Origin of the sequence: Pseudomonas serbiensis (assembly GCF_030580745.1) — a bacterium.
GTDB lineage: Bacteria > Pseudomonadota > Gammaproteobacteria > Pseudomonadales > Pseudomonadaceae > Aquipseudomonas > Aquipseudomonas serbiensis.
This window is the reverse complement of record NZ_JAUQOO010000014.1, coordinates 83,183-101,674: the sequence shown is the minus strand read 5'-3', so window position 1 is coordinate 101,674 and position 18,492 is coordinate 83,183. Positions and strand designations below refer to the sequence as shown.

General features: G+C 56.9%; 17 protein-coding genes. 1 reads left to right on the top strand and 16 read right to left on the bottom strand.

The annotated features are described in order from the left end of the window. Nucleotides 1-125: 125 nt before the first annotated feature. From lpdA to sdhC, 7 genes are all read right to left on the bottom strand, one after another. Nucleotides 126-1,562: a dihydrolipoyl dehydrogenase gene (lpdA, locus tag Q6A51_RS18060; RefSeq protein ID WP_201002539.1), complete on the bottom strand. Its 1,437-nt coding sequence runs from the start codon at nt 1,560-1,562 to the stop codon at nt 126-128. A 174-nt stretch (nt 1,563-1,736) separates the two neighbouring features. Then, entirely contained in the window at nt 1,737-2,963 is a 1,227-nt protein-coding gene (gene odhB / locus Q6A51_RS18055) for a 2-oxoglutarate dehydrogenase complex dihydrolipoyllysine-residue succinyltransferase (protein ID WP_201020402.1), read from the bottom strand. A gap of 41 nt (nt 2,964-3,004) precedes the next feature. Further along, nucleotides 3,005-5,836, bottom strand: a complete 2,832-nt coding sequence (locus Q6A51_RS18050; protein ID WP_201002543.1) for a 2-oxoglutarate dehydrogenase E1 component — start codon at nt 5,834-5,836, stop codon at nt 3,005-3,007. 259 nt (nt 5,837-6,095) lie between these two features. Further along, the gene (locus Q6A51_RS18045; protein WP_117164259.1) at nt 6,096-6,800 is read right to left on the bottom strand and encodes a succinate dehydrogenase iron-sulfur subunit; all 705 of its coding nucleotides are present in this window, start codon (nt 6,798-6,800) and stop codon (nt 6,096-6,098) included. A gap of 11 nt (nt 6,801-6,811) precedes the next feature. Beyond that, nucleotides 6,812-8,584 carry a succinate dehydrogenase flavoprotein subunit gene (gene sdhA, locus Q6A51_RS18040; protein WP_201002545.1) on the bottom strand — a complete coding sequence of 591 codons (1,773 nt, stop codon included), beginning with the start codon at nt 8,582-8,584 and terminating at the stop codon, nt 6,812-6,814. Between the two features lie 3 nt (nt 8,585-8,587). Next, on the bottom strand, nt 8,588-8,956 hold the full coding sequence (gene sdhD, locus Q6A51_RS18035) for a succinate dehydrogenase, hydrophobic membrane anchor protein (RefSeq protein WP_201020403.1): 369 nt from the start codon (nt 8,954-8,956) through the stop codon (nt 8,588-8,590). Continuing rightward, the gene (sdhC, locus tag Q6A51_RS18030) at nt 8,950-9,324 is read right to left on the bottom strand and encodes a succinate dehydrogenase, cytochrome b556 subunit (RefSeq protein ID WP_122317824.1); all 375 of its coding nucleotides are present in this window, start codon (nt 9,322-9,324) and stop codon (nt 8,950-8,952) included. Before sdhC ends, sdhD begins: the two co-directional genes overlap by 7 nt. A 364-nt stretch (nt 9,325-9,688) precedes the next feature. Here sdhC and gltA point away from each other — a divergent pair, with 364 nt between their 5' ends. Continuing rightward, the gene (gltA, locus tag Q6A51_RS18025; protein ID WP_201002549.1) at nt 9,689-10,978 is read left to right on the top strand and encodes a citrate synthase; all 1,290 of its coding nucleotides are present in this window, start codon (nt 9,689-9,691) and stop codon (nt 10,976-10,978) included. Nucleotides 10,979-11,044: 66 nt separating this feature from the next. Here gltA and Q6A51_RS18020 read toward each other — a convergent pair whose 3' ends face one another. The 9 genes from Q6A51_RS18020 to Q6A51_RS17980 form a co-directional block, all read right to left on the bottom strand. Next, a complete protein-coding gene (locus tag Q6A51_RS18020) occupies nt 11,045-11,650 on the bottom strand; it encodes an START domain-containing protein (RefSeq protein ID WP_201002551.1) in 606 nt (201 codons plus the stop codon). A 55-nt stretch (nt 11,651-11,705) separates the two neighbouring features. Then, nucleotides 11,706-11,963, bottom strand: a complete 258-nt coding sequence (locus tag Q6A51_RS18015; protein ID WP_201020404.1) for a YkgJ family cysteine cluster protein — start codon at nt 11,961-11,963, stop codon at nt 11,706-11,708. A 90-nt stretch (nt 11,964-12,053) separates the two neighbouring features. Next, nucleotides 12,054-12,722, bottom strand: coding sequence for a translation initiation factor 2 (locus Q6A51_RS18010; RefSeq protein WP_304575401.1), 669 nt, complete (start codon nt 12,720-12,722; stop codon nt 12,054-12,056). 96 nt (nt 12,723-12,818) lie between these two features. Beyond that, complete coding sequence (locus Q6A51_RS18005) at nt 12,819-14,258, bottom strand: aminotransferase-like domain-containing protein (RefSeq protein ID WP_201020406.1); 1,440 nt, start codon at nt 14,256-14,258, stop codon at nt 12,819-12,821. Nucleotides 14,259-14,477: 219 nt separating this feature from the next. Then, complete coding sequence (locus Q6A51_RS18000) at nt 14,478-15,293, bottom strand: OmpA family protein (protein ID WP_201020407.1); 816 nt, start codon at nt 15,291-15,293, stop codon at nt 14,478-14,480. Further along, entirely contained in the window at nt 15,290-15,643 is a 354-nt protein-coding gene (locus Q6A51_RS17995; RefSeq protein ID WP_201020408.1) for a DUF4398 domain-containing protein, read from the bottom strand. The genes Q6A51_RS18000 and Q6A51_RS17995 overlap by 4 nt, the downstream gene beginning before the upstream one ends. 10 nt (nt 15,644-15,653) lie before the next feature. Continuing rightward, nucleotides 15,654-16,484 (bottom strand): substrate-binding periplasmic protein, encoded by an 831-nt coding sequence (locus Q6A51_RS17990; protein WP_201020409.1) that lies wholly within the window; start codon nt 16,482-16,484, stop codon nt 15,654-15,656. A 102-nt stretch (nt 16,485-16,586) separates the two neighbouring features. Beyond that, nucleotides 16,587-17,516, bottom strand: a complete 930-nt coding sequence (locus Q6A51_RS17985) for an electron transfer flavoprotein subunit alpha/FixB family protein (protein ID WP_201002564.1) — start codon at nt 17,514-17,516, stop codon at nt 16,587-16,589. Then, a complete protein-coding gene (locus tag Q6A51_RS17980; RefSeq protein ID WP_201020410.1) occupies nt 17,517-18,266 on the bottom strand; it encodes an electron transfer flavoprotein subunit beta/FixA family protein in 750 nt (249 codons plus the stop codon). Nucleotides 18,267-18,492: the final 226 nt, after the last annotated feature.

Here is an 18,492-nt window from a genome sequence, read left to right as displayed (position 1 = left end):
TAACTCCAGAGGTGTCCTTCAACACCCTGGAGCCGCCCGAGAGCTCGAGTCCGACGGACTTTCCGCGGTGAGTCTTGCTCGCAAGGCTCACGACGGGCAGACCGTCGTGGTTTTCTCTTGTTGTCTTAGCGTTTTTTACGGTTCTGGATGTGGATGGCGCCGCCATTCACTGCCAGGGCCGCTTCGTGAAGCGATTCGGACAGAGTCGGGTGCGAGAAGACCATCATGCCGATGTCTTCTGCACTGCTACCGAATTCCATTGCAATCGCGCCCTGCTGTACCAGCTCGGCAGCGCTTGGACCAATGACGTGAACGCCCAATACGCGGTCGGTCTTGGCATCGGCGATGACCTTGACGAAACCGCCGGTGTCGTTGGCTGCCATGGCACGGCCGCTGGCTGCAAACGGGAAAGTGCCGACGTTGACTTCAACGCCCTCGCTCTTCAGGGTCTGCTCGGTTTTACCAACCCACGCGATTTCCGGGTGAGTGTAGATAACCGAAGGGATCAGGTTGTAGTTCATCTGGGCCTTGTGGCCCTTGATGCGCTCGACAACCATGATGCCCTCTTCCGACGCCTTGTGCGCCAGCATCAGACCACGAACCACGTCACCGATGGCGTAAACGCCCGGTACGCTGGTGGTGCAGTAGTCGTCGACGTAGATGAAGCCACGCTCGTCCAGGTCCACACCGCTGTCGGCAGCCAGCAGGTCGGTGGTCACTGGACGACGGCCAACAGCAACGATCAGGCGATCGAAAGTGATCGACTGCTCGCCGGTTGCGTCGGTGTAGCTGACCACGACTTCTTCGCCATTGACCTTGGAACCGGTCACGCGAGCGCCCAGCTTTACGTCCAGGCCTTGCTTGGTGAAGGTTTTCAGCGCTTCCTTGGAAACAGCTTCGTCAGCAGCCGGGATGAATTTATCCAGGGCTTCCAGAACAGTAACCTGAGCACCCAGACGAGCCCATACCGAGCCCAGTTCCAGACCGATGACGCCAGCGCCGATCACGCCCAGACGCTTTGGCACTGCCTGGAATTCCAGAGCGCCAGTGGAATCGACGATGACTTTCTGGTCGACCGGAGCCGGTGGAATGTCGATCGGACGCGAACCGGAAGCCAGGATCACGTGCTCGGCTTCGATGATTTCAACGGTGCCGTCAGCAGCGGTCAGCTCGACTTTCTTGCCAGCCAGCAGCTTGCCGTGGCCTTGCAGAGTGGTCACGCCGTTGGCCTTGAACAGGCTGGAAACGCCGCCAGTCAGGTTCTTGACGATAGTGGACTTGCGGCCAACCATCGCAGGAACGTCAATGGAGACATCCGAAGTCGAGATACCGTGAACGCCGAAGCCGTTCTTGGCTTCGTAGAATTTCCAGGAGCTGTCCAGCAGCGCCTTGGAAGGAATGCAACCAACGTTCAGGCAAGTACCGCCCAAGGCCAGCTTGCCTTCCTTGTCCTGATACTTCTCGATGCAGGCAGTCTTGAAACCAAGTTGCGCAGCCTTGATGGCGGCAACATAACCGCCAGGGCCTGCGCCAATCACTACCACGTCGAATTTCTGGGACATAAAAAAGATTCCTTTTAGCTGCGAGCTTCAAGCTGCAAGCTGCAAACCGATCTGCACCGCTCTGCTCTGCAGAGCGGGCTTGCAACCTGTTAATTAGATGCAACATACCAGCCCAGGCTGCACGCCGCTGCGCTTCTGTTTGAAGCTCGCGACTTGCAGCTTGAGGCTACGCCATCAAATATCCAGCAGCAGACGAGCCGGATCTTCCAGCAGGTTCTTGATGGTAACGAGGAAGGTTACCGCTTCTTTACCGTCGATCAAACGGTGATCGTACGACAGAGCCAGATACATCATCGGACGAATCACAACCTGACCATTGATCGCCATAGGACGCTGCAGAATGTTGTGCATGCCCAGAATGGCGGCCTGTGGCGGGTTGACGATCGGCGTCGACATCATCGAACCGAAGGTACCACCGTTGGTGATGGTGAAGGTACCACCGGTCATCTCGTCCAGGGACAGCTTGCCGTCACGAGCCTTCTTGCCGAAGGTGGCGATGCCGCCTTCGATTTCAGCCAGGCTCATCAGCTCGGCGTTACGCAGAACCGGTACGACCAGACCACGATCGCTGGATACGGCAACACCGACGTCGGCATAACCGTGGTAAACGATGTCGCCACCGTCGATCGAAGCGTTGACTGCCGGGAAGCGTTTCAGCGCTTCGGTAGCTGCCTTGACGAAGAACGACATGAAGCCCAGGCGCACGCCATTGTGGGACTTCTCGAACAGGTCCTTGTACTTGGCGCGCAGAGCCATGACTTCGGTCATGTCCACTTCGTTGAACGTGGTCAGCATCGCCATGTTCGACTGGGCTTCGACCAGACGCTTGGCAACGGTGGCACGAACGCGAGTCATCGGTACACGCTTCTCGACGCGGTCGCCGGCAGCCAGCACAGGAGCAGCAGCGGCTGCAGCAGGCTTGGCGGCAGGAGCTGCGGCCGGTGCGGATTTCTTGGCTTCTACAGCGGCAACCACGTCTTCCTTGGTTACACGACCGTCCTTGCCAGTGCCTTTGACGCTGGCCAGGTTGATGCCGTTTTCTTCAGCCAGCTTGCGAGCGGCAGGAGCAGCAATTGCATCTTCGTCAGCAGCCGACGCAGCAGCCTGTGCCGGTGCAGCAGCTGGAGCCGCAGCAGCGGCGGCAGGAGCAGCAGATGCAGTAGCACCGGCGTCCAGGGTTGCAATCACTTCGTTGGACAGGACGGTGTCGCCCTCGCCTTTCACGATCGATGCCAGCACGCCGTCTGCTTCGGCCAGAACTTCGAGGACAACCTTGTCAGTCTCGATGTCGACCAGCAGCTCGTCACGTTTTACCGCTTCGCCCGGTTGCTTGTGCCACTTGGAAATGGTGCCGTCGGCAACGGATTCCGGGAAAGAGGGGGCTTTGATCTCGATAGCCATTATCTGTAATTCCTTAATTCGGTTTCTAATGCTCGAAGGCGTTAAACAGTGAAGGCATCTTGCAGGAGTTTTTCCTGCTGCTCGGCATGCATCGAAGCATAACCACACGCGGGAGCTGCAGAAGCGTCACGACCGGCATACTCGAGAACGAGGCTGCGGTTGTGGTTGCTCATGCTGCGACGCAAGTGGTGTTGACTGCTGTACCAGGCACCCTGGTTCATCGGCTCTTCCTGACACCACACTACATTCTGCAGGTTGGTGTAAGGCGCGATCGCTTCCATGAGATCATCTTCAGGGAACGGATACAGCTGTTCGATACGTACGATGGCGATGTCTTCGCGGCCTTCGGCACGGCGTTTTTCCAGCAGATCGTAGTAGACCTTGCCGCCACACAGCACCAGACGGGTCACCTTGGCCGGGTCGAGTGCATCGACTTCCGGTATGACTGTCTGGAACGAGCCTTCGGCCAGTTCTTCCAGAGTCGAGATTGCCAGCTTGTGGCGCAGCAGCGACTTTGGCGTCAACACGATCAGCGGCTTGCGCAGCGGACGGATCACCTGACGACGCAGCAAGTGGTAGATCTGCGCTGGAGTGGTCGGCACACATACCTGAATGTTGTGCTCGGCACACAGCTGCAGATAACGCTCAAGACGTGCGGACGAGTGCTCAGGCCCCTGCCCTTCATAACCGTGAGGCAACAGCATGGTCAGACCGCACAGACGGCCCCACTTGTGCTCGCCGCTGGTGATGAACTGGTCGATAACCACTTGCGCGCCGTTGGCGAAGTCACCGAACTGGGCTTCCCAGATAACCAGAGCGTTAGGCTCGGTAGTCGAGTAGCCGTATTCGTAAGCCAGTACCGCTTCTTCGGACAGGAACGAGTCGTACAGGTCAAAACGCGGCTGACCGGCGAACAGGTTCTTCAGAGGAATGTAGGTACTTGCGTCTTTCTGGTTGTGCAGAACAGCGTGACGGTGCGAGAACGTACCGCGACCGATGTCCTGACCCGTCATGCGAATCGGGTGACCTTCGAACGCCAGGGTCGCGTACGCCATGGTTTCAGCGTAACCCCAGTTGATCGGCAGGCCGCCGGCTTGCATCTTCTGACGGTCTTCGTAGATCTTCTGGACCTGACGCTGAACGACGAAGCCTTCCGGCAGCTCCATCAGCTTGGCGGACAGTTCCTGCAAGGTCTTGAGGTCGAAACGAGTGTCGTGACGCGCAGTCCAGGCATGGCCCAGATACGGACGCCAGTCGACGAACAGCTCCTTGTTCGGCTCCTTGACCAGGCTTTTCACAACATGCTGACCGTTGTCCAGCGCATTGCGATAGTCATCGATCTTGGCCTGGACACGCTCTTCAGTGAGAACACCGGCCTTGATCAACTGATCGGCGTACAACTCGCGAGTCGTGCGCTGCTTGGTGATCTGCTGGTACATCAACGGCTGGGTGCCGCTAGGCTCGTCCGCTTCGTTGTGACCGCGACGACGGTAGCAGACCAGATCGATCACGATGTCACGCTTGAACTGCATGCGGTAATCGATAGCCAGCTGGGTCACGAACACCACGGCTTCCGGGTCATCGCCATTCACATGGAGAATCGGAGCCTGGATCATCTTGGCAACGTCGGTGGCGTACTCGGTGGAACGTGAGTCCAGCGGGTTGCTGATGGTGAAACCAACCTGGTTGTTGATGACGATATGGATCGTGCCGCCAGTCTTGAAGCCGCGGGTCTGCGACATCTGGAAGGTTTCCATGACCACGCCCTGACCTGCGAAAGCAGCATCACCGTGGAGGGAAATCGGCAGAACCTTGTCACCGTTCGGATCGTTACGACGATCCTGACGCGCACGCACGGACCCTTCGACCACCGGAGAAACGATTTCCAGGTGGGACGGGTTGAATGCCATGGCCAGGTGAACTTCGCCACCTGCGGTCATTACGTTGGAAGAGAAACCCTGGTGATATTTGACGTCACCGGAGCCAAGCTCCACTTTCTTCTTGCCTTCGAACTCGTCGAACAGCTCGCGCGGGTTCTTGCCGAAGGTGTTGACCAGCACGTTCAGACGGCCACGGTGGGCCATGCCGATCACGACTTCCTTGGTGCCGTAGGAACCGGAACGCTGGATCAGTTCGTCCAGCATCGGGATCAGGCTTTCGCCACCTTCCAGACCGAAGCGCTTGGTGCCCGGATATTTGGTACCCAGGTATTTTTCCAGCCCTTCAGCGGCAGTGACGCGCTCAAGCAGGTGACCCTGGATTTCAGCAGAGAACGCAGGACGGCCACGCACGCTTTCAAGACGCTGCATGAACCAGTTGCGTTGCTCGGAATCAACGATGTGCGTGAACTCCGAACCGATGGTGCGACAATATGTCTGCTGCAACGCTTCGAGAATTTCGCGTAGGCTCGCTTCCTCTTTGCCGATGAACAGGTCGCCGGCGCGGAAAGTCGTATCCAGATCGGCATTGGTCAAGCCGTAGTGATTGATCGACAGATCGGCCGGGGCAGGACGCTGCCACAGGCCCAGCGGATCGAGCTGAGCAACCTGATGGCCGCGCATACGATATGCCTGGATCAGTCGCAATACTTCAACTTGCTTCTTCTCGTGCTCGCTGCTCACGCTCCCGGCAGATACCGGTTGAGCGCGGCGCTGGTTTTTAGCCAGCAACACAAAATGATCGCGAATCGTGGAATGCGATACATCGGTGGCAGAGTTGCCGTCTGCTGGCAACTTCTGAAAGTAGGTGCGCCATTCTTCTGGCACAGCGTTAGGGTCGTGCAGGTAGAGCTCATAAAGCTCTTCCACATAGGCAGCGTTACCACCGGATAGGTGGGCACTGTTCCACATGCGCTGCATCACGCTTTCTTGCATGCTTGGTCACCCTCGGTAAGGGGACACCACCGGCGAAGACGCCATAGCAAACATGAAACAGTCGTGTGCAGCGACCATATCAAGTCACTAAGGATCACGCAGATAGCCCGGGTACCAGCCCGGATGCCCCTGCTGGTCTCATTTCTTCAAAATAAGAGCGGCAGCCTTGCGAGCCACTGCTCAGGTTAAAGCCACGACGCCGGTTGAAGCCTGCGCCGCGGCTACTTTACGTGCAACGGTGTTACGGTACTGCGGTAAATCAGACGCCGCTTTGCAGAAGCATGTTACGTACGTGTCCGATTGCCTTGGTCGGGTTAAGACCTTTCGGGCAAACGTTTACGCAGTTCATGATCCCGCGGCAGCGGAAAACACTGAACGGGTCATCAAGCGAAGCCAGACGCTCGGAAGTCCGGGTGTCACGGCTGTCAGCCAGGAAGCGATAGGCTTGCAGCAGCGCAGCCGGACCGAGGAACTTGTCCGGATTCCACCAGAAGGACGGGCAGGAAGTCGAGCAGCAAGCGCACAGAATACACTCGTACAGACCATCCAGCTTTTCGCGCTCTTCCGGAGATTGCAGACGCTCGATGGCCGGAGCCGGAGTGTCGTTCTGCAGGAAAGGCTTCACCTTCTCGTATTGCTTGTAGAAGATGCTCATATCCACTACCAAGTCACGAATAACCGGCAAACCAGGCAATGGGCGCACTACCAGCTTGTTATTCTTGACCACGGAAGACAGTGGAGTGATGCAGGCAAGACCGTTCTTGCCGTTGATGTTCATGCCATCGGAACCACACACGCCTTCACGGCAGGAGCGACGGTACGAGAAACCTTCATCCTGTTCCTTGACCAGGGCCAGCACATCAAGAACCATCAGGTCCTTGCCACCGGTATCGACCTGGAACTCCTGCATGAACGGCGCGGCGTCCTGATCAGGGTTGTAACGATAAACACTGACTTGCAACATATCGGTCACCCTTAATAAGTCCGAACCTTAGGCTCAAAAGTCGGAACAGTTTTCGGCGAGAAGTTCACGGCACGCTTGGTTACACGCTTGTCACCCGGGAAGTACAGGGTGTGGCACAACCAGTTTTCGTCATCGCGATCTTCAAAGTCTTCACGGGCGTGGGCGCCGCGCGATTCCTTACGATGTTCTGCGGCAATCGCCGTGGCTTCGGCAACTTCCAGCAGGTTTTGCAGTTCAAGCGCTTCGATACGGGCAGTGTTGAACGCCTGGCTCTTGTCGTTGATCTTGACGTTGGCAATGCGCTCGCGCAGACCAGCCAGCTGGGCAATACCCTTCTGCATGTATTCACCGGTACGGAATACACCGAAGTAGTTCTGCATGCAGCTTTGCAGCTCTTTACGCAGCGAAGCAACATCTTCACCGGTAGTGCGCTCATTGAGGCCGGACAGACGCGCCAGGGCAGCATCGACATCGGACTCGGAAGCACGACGGTAGTCGACGCCTTCACGCAGGCTCTGCTCAAGGTGCAGACCGGCAGCACGACCGAAGACCACCAGGTCGAGCAGCGAGTTACCGCCCAGACGGTTGGCGCCATGCACGGATACGCAAGCCACTTCACCTACAGCGAACAGACCAGGAATGATCTGGTCGGTGCCAGCAGCGTCCTGAGTGATCGCCTGACCATGAATGTTGGTGGCAATGCCGCCCATCATGTAGTGGCAGGTCGGAACGACAGGGATCGGAGCCAGAGCAGGATCGACGTGAGCAAAAGTCTTGGACAGCTCCATGATGCCTGGCAGGCGGCTGTGCAACACTTCTTCGCCCAGGTGATCGAGCTTGAGCATCACGTGATCGCCATCCGGACCACAACCGTTACCGGCGATGATCTCTTTAACCATGGAACGGGCAACAACGTCACGACCGGCAAGGTCCTTGGCGTTCGGAGCATAACGCTCCATGAAACGCTCGCCATGCTTGTTGATCAGGTAACCACCTTCACCACGGCAACCTTCGGTAACCAGTACACCTGCGCCGGCAATACCGGTCGGGTGGAACTGCCACATTTCGATGTCCTGAACAGGAACACCGGCACGCAGAGCCATGCCGACACCGTCACCGGTGTTGATCAGGGCGTTGGTGGTGGACGAGTAGATACGACCTGCACCACCGGTTGCCAGTACGGTTGCATTGGCGCGGATGTAGGAGGTTTCGCCTGTTTCGATGCAGATAGCGATGATGCCGACAAAGGCGCCATCCTGGTTCTTCACCAGATCCACGGCATAGTATTCGTTCAGGAATACAGTGCCTGCTTTCAGGTTGGCCTGATACAGGGTGTGCAGCAGAGCGTGGCCGGTACGGTCGGCAGCGGCGCAGGTACGTGCAGCCTGACCACCCTTACCGAAGTCCTTGGACTGACCGCCGAAAGGACGCTGGTAGATGCGGCCCTGCTCGGTACGGGAGAACGGCAGGCCCATGTGCTCGAGCTCGAAGACCGCTTCCGGGCCTACGGAACACATGTATTCGATAGCGTCCTGGTCACCGATATAGTCGGAACCCTTGACGGTATCGTACATGTGCCAGCGCCAGTCATCGTTCGGGTCGGCCGAAGCGATTGCGCAAGTGATGCCGCCCTGTGCAGAAACGGTGTGCGAGCGAGTCGGGAATACCTTGGTGACAACAGCGGTCTTGTGACCACCCTGAGCCAGTTGCAAGGCAGCGCGCATGCCAGCGCCGCCGCCACCGATGATGATGGCGTCGAAGGAAAGTGTATTTGTGTTAGCCATGAATCAGATACCCCAAAGAATCTGCACGCCCCAGACGAAGTAAGCGAACATTGCAACGCCACTTACTGCCTGAAAGAGAAAACGAACTGCAGTCGCGGACTTGCCCAGCGCCATAGGCGTCAGGTAGTCGGTCGCAATGGTCCACATGCCGACCCAGGCGTGAGCGCCAAGGGCAACGAGGGCCAACAGACTGAAGATACGCATCCCGTTGTGCGAGAACAGCTCATGCCACTGGGCATAGGTCAGGCCAGGGTGAGCGACGAGGTAGCCGATCAGGAAAATGAAATAAGCCGCGAGCACGACCGCTGAAACGCGCTGCGCCATCCAGTCATAGAGGCCCGAACGCGACAGGTTAGTGACGTTGGTTACCATATCCAAACTCCCGCCAGGATGATCACCACCACGGAGACGGCGATAACGATTTTCGAGCCCAGTTTCCCGCCTTCCAGCGTTTCACCGACACCCGCGTCCATGATCAGGTGGCGAACACCGGCCACCAGGTGATACAGCAGGGCAGATAGCAGCCCCCAGATTACAAACTTGGCCAGCGGGCTGGTCAGACACGCTTTCACTTCACCGAAGGTTTCTTCGGAGGCCAGCGACTTGTCCATTGCATAAAGCATGATTGCAATGCCGACAAAGAGGATGACACCGGAGATACGGTGAAGGATGGACGTGTAAGCAGTGACTGGGAGCTTGATGGTCCTTAGGTCTAGATTTACAGGTCGTTGGCTTTTCACGGCTTTTTTTTCACACTGAAGAGCCCCTAACAATCAGGGCAAGTTGTTGGGAAGTGCACTGGTCAGGTACCCACCACCCAGGAAGTGACAACCCCCTTAAAACGGGCCCAAAAGCCCTTGGCGGTCGGACGCCGAGTATAGACAGTTAGGGAACTAATGACAACGCGCAGACTTACAGCCAATAGCGGATTGCGCGGATTGAATAAAAGGCGTAAACGGCAGCAATGGCTTGCAGAAACATCAGCATAAAGGCCTTGCGGAACACGACTTTAGGCAAATTGACTTTAGAATTTATCTAACTATAGTGGTGCGGGCCCTGCGTGGGGGGCCTGTCTGATGATTTGAAGCATAAATAGGAGGCCACATGGCTGACAAAAAAGCGCAGTTGATCATCGAGGGCACAGCCCCCGTCGAGCTGCCTATACTGACCGGCACCGTGGGTCCTGACGTGATCGACGTGCGCGGACTCACCGCCACCGGCCGCTTCACATTCGACCCTGGCTTCATGTCGACCGCCTCTTGCGAGTCGAAGATCACCTACATTGATGGTGACAATGGCATTCTGCTGCACCGTGGTTATCCGATCGAGCAACTGGCCGAACAGTCCGATTATCTGGAAACCTGCTACCTTCTGCTCAATGGCGAGCTGCCAACCAGCGAACAGAAAGCCCAGTTCGTTGCCGTGGTCAAGAACCACACCATGGTCCACGAGCAGCTCAAGAGCTTCTTCAACGGCTTCCGCCGCGACGCCCACCCGATGGCTGTCATGTGTGGCGTAGTCGGTGCCCTGTCCGCGTTTTACCACGACTCGCTGGACATCAATAACCCGCAACACCGTGAAATCTCGGCAGTTCGCCTGGTCGCCAAGATGCCGACCCTGGCAGCGATGGTTTACAAGTACTCCATGGGCCAACCCATGATGTACCCGCGTAACGACCTCAGCTACGCCGAAAACTTCCTGCACATGATGTTCAACACCCCTTGCGAGATCAAACCGATCAGCCCGGTGCTGGCCAAGGCAATGGACAAGATCTTCATCCTGCATGCCGACCACGAGCAGAACGCTTCGACCTCCACCGTGCGCATGGCCGGCTCGTCGGGTGCAAACCCGTTCGCCTGTATCGCAGCCGGTATCGCGGCACTCTGGGGCCCGGCTCACGGCGGCGCCAACGAAGCCGTACTGACCATGCTCGATGAAATCGGCGATGTTTCCAACATCGACAAGTTCATCGCCAAGGCCAAGGACAAGAACGACCCGTTCAAACTGATGGGCTTCGGTCACCGCGTCTACAAGAACCGCGATCCACGCGCCACGGTCATGAAAAAGACCTGCGACGAAGTACTTCGCGAGCTGGGCATCACCAATGACCCACAACTCGAACTGGCCATGCGCCTTGAAGAGATCGCCCTGACCGATCCGTACTTCATCGAGCGCTCGCTATACCCGAACGTCGACTTCTATTCGGGCATCATCCTGAAGGCCATCGGCATTCCAACCAGCATGTTCACCGTAATCTTCGCCCTGGCGCGGACTGTCGGCTGGATCTCGCACTGGAAGGAAATGCTCTCCAGCCCGTACAAGATTGGCCGTCCACGCCAGCTGTACACCGGCAACGAGACACGCGATATCGTGCCACTGGAAGACCGCAAGTAAGCGACTTTCCAGCAATGAAAAGGGCTGCCAATGGCAGCCCTTTTTTGTGCTTCGATAGTTTCAGACTTACTTTTGCGACCTTTCCTTCAATGCTTTCAGAGTATTGAACGGCGCATCCACAACAAACTTGTTGGCCAGCCAGGACGGCACACTGCCGCCCGGATCGGTATGCACCTGATAGGTCACCTCGGTCTGATTCGGCCCTTTGGGCACCAGCTTCCAGAAGCCCTTGACCTCTGCGACCCGCACAAAACCCTTTTCTTCGGGCAGATAGCTTGATTGCTCGTCAATATTGCGCGTCAGGCTGCCATCAGCACCCTCCTCGCTTGTAATCAGCAGAATCGAATCACGAGGGGTAACAGGCCATGGCGTATTGAATTTTGTATAAGTCCAGGCCTTGTTGCCTTCATGCTTGAGCAGCTTCTGTGACTGGCATTCATGAATCCAGGCGCAGGCACCCACCACATCTTCCTGAAGGGCGCGTAGCTTGGCAACACTGGCATTGATGGTAGTCACGCCGCGATAAGCCTTGTATTTGGAGCCCGGCACATCGCTCAGGGAAACCTTGATCCCCTCCTCGTCCTTGGCCACCTGCCAATCTTCAGCCTGAGCCACACCAGCCAGCAGCACAGTCAACCCACAGACAACAGCCATGCGATGCAGCGTATCCATTGTTTATTCCTTATTGTTGAAGTTCTGATAAAGCAATTCCGCGCAGCGACATTCTTCATGCAACAGCAGTAGCCTTTTCCCACCAGCCAATCAGACGAATAGCCTCAGCCTGATCAACACCGCAAACATCTTCCGCCGCCTTGAACTGACTACAGACAGCAGGTCGTTCAATCTTGCCAAACAGGCCACATAGCAACTCGGCAGATAAATGCAGGCAACGCTCTCCGGCAGGCTTGCCCGCTGGCATGCCCGGAATAGGAGAAGTAATGGAGGGAGCGATGCAACATGCACCACAACCGGAGCGGCAGTCCATGACCAGACACCCTTGCTGAAGATGAAAAAGAAAGATAGTAGCTGCTAAAACGGACGTTTCAAAACGCCATATCAGACGAGCAACAAGGCCTTACTGCTTGAATTTGAAATCCAGCGCTGCCCCTTCGATATCGCGCCGGCTTTCATTGCGCATTTGCAGCTGCATTTCATTGCTCAGCAAACGCCCATTAAGCTCGAAAGGACTTGGATCAGACGAAGAACCTTTATTACCGAACATCTGCGGCAGCAAAGGTTTGCGCTTGGCCGTAATGACATTGGCAGGAGGAGAAAGCTCCTTGACCATCTCTGGCGGCAGGCTCAGATCGAGCTTGGGCTGAGCCAATCGAACATCCTTGACCGAGCCTTTGCCGGCCTTGTTTTTTTCACGCCCAGACACAACAGCGGCTTTCTCCTTGACCTTGGCCACTGGAGCCTTTGCAGTCGCAGCCTTGGCCTGTACAGGCCTGGAATCAGGGACTTTGCTGGCAGAAACAGGGCGCGGCGGTATTACCGCCTCCTTGCCCGCCACCACCGGGACAACCGGCGCACTGGGTTTCAACTCATGCACAGGTGGTGCAGGCACAGGCGCAGGTGCCACCTGCCTGGCAGGCACAGAATCGGGAGCGACGACCGCCGCCGATGGCCGGGCAGGCGCAGAAACAGCCTCAACCTTCGGCTTTGGGGCCGGCGCGTCTTGAGAGTCGCACGCACTCAACAACACCGCGACGACCAATCCGAAACAACGAAACGCATTATTCATAGATAAAACGGCAGAGGCAGAAAGTACACATGCTGTCCTTTTGCAACACGCCTGACAAGGCAAGAGTGCCCACGATCAGACAAAAAGCACTTGCGCTCAATAAGCTGGCACCGTTTCCTGACACAATTGCTTGGCCAGCATCCCCAAGGTCATCAAGGCCCGCTCCGCTTCACGGTTCCAGGGCATGCCACAGTTCAGGCGAATACAGTGATTGAACTGCTCTGTATTACTGAAAATAAGGCCCGGCGCGATACTGATCCCCTGCTCCAGCGCCCGCACATGCAATTCCTGGGTATTGACGCGCCCCGGCAGGCTGACCCACAGGATGAAGCCACCGAGCGGGCGACTCATCTGAGTGCCCTCAGGGAAAAACTGCTGCACCGCTAACTGGAAGGCACTCAGATTCTTGCGATATTCCAGGCGAATAAAGCGTAAATGCCGGTCATAACCGCCATTTTCCAGATAAGCAGCAATAGCCATCTGCGTGACGCTACAGGCCGAATGGGTACTGAAGGTCTGCAAACGCTGTATTTCAGCCTGATATTTCCCCGCAATCATCCAGCCGATACGCACACCTGGCGACAGTGTCTTGGAGAAACTGGAGCAATAAATCACTCGGCCAAGACGATCAAACGCCTTCAAGGCCTTGGTGCGCCCTACTTCAAACATCAGCTCGCCATACACATCGTCTTCAACGACCTGTATATCGAAGTCCGACGCCAGTCGCAGCAGGTTCTTCTGCCGCTCTTCCGGCATGGTGCCGCCCAATGGATTGCTCAAGCGCGCAGTCAACACCAAAGCCTTGATCGACCACTGATTGGCCGCCAGTTGCAAGGCTTCCAGGCTGATACCTGTCGATGGATCGCTGGGAATCTCGATGACCTTGAGCCCCAGCAGATCCGCCAGTTGCAGCAGGCCGTAATAGGCAGGCGACTCGGCCGCGATCAGGTCTCCGGGCTGGGTCAGCACTCGCAAGGCCATTTGCAAGGCATCGACACAACCGTGGGTAATCACCACTTCATACGGATCAACCACCACGCCAGCATCACGCATACGGATGGCAACCTGCCTGCGCAGCGGCTCAAAGCCAGGGCTGAACATGTAACTGAACGCACGCGGGCTGTGAAAGCGCGTCACCTTTGCCAATTGCTGGTGCAGGGCGCGAACCGGCAGATAGTCCACGTGAGGCACAGCAGCGCCAAGTGCGAAAACACCCTCGCGGCGCGACTCCTCCAGCACTTGCTGGATGATGCTGCTGCGGGTCACCAGACCCGGGCGCTCAACCCGCGCGATATCAGGCGTCGACGCCGTCAATGCGGGCGTCTGATGTACGTAATAGCCGGACTGCGGGCGAGCACGAATCAGCCCCTGATCCTCAAGATTCGCGTAAGCCTGTAACACCGTTGCATGGCTGACATTGAGCTGTGAGCTCATCTTGCGGACCGATGGCACACGCTCGCCGGGCTGATAGACACCTCGACGAATGTCTTCCGCCAACTGCTGAGCAATACGCTGATAAAGCAAAAGATTGGTCATTACACAGCCTCGCACCGACCCGCAATTTGTTTTTGTAGGGGAGATAATAGCCCAAAGACCATAACAGTCATAAAGTGTACTGGGACAGTTTCTCTTCAAGCCCGTTATTGTGCGCTCTGACAAAAAATATTGTCGGGCAAAGATGCCAAAAACACGGCCTTTTAAGCCAAAAAAAGCCCGAGGCCGTTTCCGACGTCGGGCTTTTTTCAGATTTTTTTATTACCGGGCAGCGCCCAACTGGCCCTTATCGTCGGAAAAGACGATTTCGACCCGACGATTTTGTGCCCGTCCACGCTCGGAAGCGTTCACATCGACCGGATATTGCTGACCATAGCCTTCGACCTGAATGCGCTTGTCATCCACACCTAGATCGGTCAGAACATCGGCAACCGATTGCGCACGATCCCTGGACAGTTTCAGGTTTTCCTGTCGATCACCAGTGCTGTCGGTATAACCCTCGATCCTTACGGTTCGACGAGGATTAAGCAGCAAGAACTGTACGACCTTAAGAACGGTGCGATTGGCAGAGCTTTTCAGCTCGGCATGACCCGGATCGAACAGCACATCACCCAACGTCATGACCAGACCACGGTCGGTCTGCGTGGTGGCAAGACTGAGTATCTGGTCTTCCAGCCACTTGCCATGCTGCTGCGCGCTGGCCAGCTTGGCCTCGCGCAAGGCCAGTTGCAGGCGCTGACGCTCCAGTTCCAGTTTCGCCAGTTGCTCCTGAGCCAGCAGCAAGTTGCTGTGCTCACGGGCAATTTCACTGTAACGGGTACTCAGGTAAGCGTAGTGACTGACATCGCTCCCGCTGCCCAGATAACTCGACAGACGCTCTGCCCGCGCCAGCGATTCACCGGAGCGAATCACGTCCTTGGGCGCGCTGCGTAGAACATCGGGATCTTCTTTCACTTTCTGGAAATCTGTACTGGCCTGACGCAAGGCCTGCTCACTGTCCTGATGACCGGCGCAGCCATACAGCCCCGCCACTCCCAGCAAGAGACATCCGCTCAATACACGCGAAATACCATTCATTGAGCTTCCCCCAACTGCTTGCGCAGACGATTGAGGCGAACATTCAACTGATTGATCTGCTCCTGACTTTTCAGGGTCAGTACACGCGCCTCGGCCAGACGCGCATCAAGCTCGGCCTGCTCCGCATTCATGCGCGCATCCTTATAGGATTTATCGGCCATGTCGGCACGTGCCTGGGTAAATCTGGATTCTGCCGTGACAAGCTCGGGCTGCTCATCGGTAGCACCGACCGCCTTGGCCTGCTCCAGAGCCTGCTCGGTCAGCTTGAATTGTTCGATCGGTGCCGGATCATTGGCACAGCCGGTCAATGTGGCGATGGCCATGAATGCAATTAAAGGGCGAATACTCACAAAAACATTCCTACTTGTTTGGGGCGCTGGTGCTGGCAGGTTGCAGCAACTGGGCTTTCCACAATTCCAGATTGCGCTGGATGACTTGACCCGCAAGGCCCGAAGCCGCCGATTCTGTCATCTTTTTCACCAACTGTCCGCGCAACCATGGATCGTTGCAGGCCGAATTCACCGATAACGCCAGATGCAGACCCGGTTTATCAAGAGGCTCAGGCTGAGCAACCAGATCCGCCGACAAGCCAAGCGTCTGCGCCATGACCATGCCTGAATAACGCCCGGCCAATACATATTCGACCTGCCCAAGCGCCAGCTTCTGAAAAGCCAGGGTCAGATTGGGCAAGCGTTCCAGAACCAGGTGTTCTTTCGCAGTCGCCTCGAATGACTGGGTCAGACGGGTCCTCTCGGAAATTGCACCCGGCTGCCCGTGCAAGTCAGCCAGGGAATTGAACGGCAAGGCACGATCATGACGAGTCCAGACCAGGATTTCATTCTGGACAATCGGGGGATCGATGTAATCGAGTGAGCCAGATTGCGCCTGATTCAACGGCGCATCAGCCAGCAGGTCCATACGACCGGTTCGCACTTCCTCAAGCGCCTGACTGCGCTTGCCTGCATACAGAAACTCGACATCCAGATCCAGCGACTCCGCCGCCTGCCTGAGCAAGTCGGCATTGGCCCCGATCAAATGCCTGGGGTCCTGCGGATCACGCCACAGATAAGGCGGCGCATCCGGGCTGCCGGTCACGATCAGCCGCTCGCACTTGCCTGCTGCAGTTGCAAGCGACGGCAGCACCAGCAGCCCCAGAAGAAGCGAGGACAAAAACAGCCTTGGCTGGCCCATGGATAATCCTTTTTCAGCACAACAAAAAACCCGTTCACTCAGGCCACGCACCCTGTCAGGACAGGTATGCACGGCCGGATTGAACGGGTTCTCGAAACTGGTTTAAACCAGTTTTTCCAGCTCAGGCACAGCTTCGAACAGATCAGCCACCAGACCGTAATCGGCCACCTGGAAGATCGGAGCTTCTTCGTCCTTGTTGATCGCGACGATCACCTTGGAGTCCTTCATGCCCGCCAGATGCTGGATCGCGCCGGAAATACCCACCGCGATGTACAACTGAGGAGCAACGATCTTGCCAGTCTGACCGACCTGCATGTCGTTGGGTACGAAACCGGCATCGACCGCGGCACGGGACGCACCCACCGCAGCACCCAGTTTGTCCGCCAGTGCGTACAGGTGCTTGAAGTTGTCGCCGTTCTGCATGCCGCGACCGCCGGAAACAACGATCTTGGCAGCGGTCAGTTCCGGACGATCGGACTTGGCCAGCTCTTCGCCAACGAAGGACGATTTGCCTGCATCATGAGCAGCAGAGACCGCTTCGACCGCAGCCGAACCACCTTCTGCGGCTACCGGATCGAAACCGGTCGCACGCACGGTGATGACCTTGACCGACGCGCTCGATTGCACGGTGGCAATGGCGTTACCGGCATAGATCGGACGCTTGAAGGTGTCAGCCGATTCAACCGAAACGATTTCGGAGATCTGATCCACATCCAGCTGCGCCGCAACGCGAGGCAGGATGTTTTTGCCGTTGGAGGTCGCGGCAGCCAGGATGTGACTGTAGCCAGAGGCCAGTTCGACAACCAGCGGCGCAACGTTTTCCGGCAACTGATGCGCGTAGGCAGCGTTGTCGGCAACCAGAACCTTGGCAACACCTGCGATTCGGGCAGCAGCTTCAGCCACAGCACTCACGCCGGAACCGGCCACCAGGACATTGATATCGCCACCGATCTTCTGGGCAGCAGCAATGGTGTTCAGCGTGGCAGGAGCCACGGCTGCATTGTCATGTTCAGCGATAACCAGGATAGTCATTTAGATTACCTTCGCTTCGGTTTTCAGTTTTTCGACCAGTTCAGCCACAGACTTGACCTTGATACCGGCGCTACGTGCTGCCGGCGCTTCGACCTTGACAGTCTTGTTGGTCGACGCCGTGGAAACGCCCAGAGCATCGGGAGTCAGCGTTTCAAGCGGCTTTTTCTTGGCCTTCATGATGTTGGGCAGCGAAGCGTAACGTGGCTCGTTCAGACGCAGGTCTGTGGTCACGATAGCCGGCAGGCTCAGGGATACGGTTTGCAGACCGCCGTCGATTTCGCGGGTCACGGCAACCTTGTCACCCGACACTTCGACCTTGGAAGCAAAGGTACCTTGCGGGTAACCGCTCAGGGCAGCCAGCATCTGGCCGGTCTGATTGTTATCGCTGTCGATGGCCTGTTTACCCAGGATCACCAGCTGTGGCTGCTCCTTGTCGACCACGGCCTTGAGCAGCTTGGCGACAGCCAGGGAAGTCAGCTCTTCGGCGGACTCGACCAGCACGGCACGGTCAGCACCCAGCGCCAGGGCAGTACGCAGTTGCTCCTGTGCGGTAGTCGGGCCGATGGTAACCACGACGATTTCGCTCGCCACGCCCTTTTCTTTCAGGCGGACAGCCTCTTCCACAGCGATTTCGCAGAAGGGGTTCATGGACATTTTGACGTTGGCAAGATCGACGCCGGAGTTGTCCGCCTTGACGCGAACCTTGACGTTGTAGTCGACCACTCGTTTGACAGCTACAAGAACCTTCATGGATTCCTCACTCTCCGGTGAAAAGAAAGTCGCCCGGCATGACCAGACGATCGATATGTGTGCCCTCAACAAGCAATCGTTTCAGTGCAGGCATCGGGGATGTCTATCAAAACAACCGCCAAAAAACCGTATACAAGGCCAGATCACACCCATCAAGCGCCTCCATGGCGTGTAGAATGCGCCGCGCGCAATGGCCGGACTGCCTGCACTACGCTCACCTGATGCC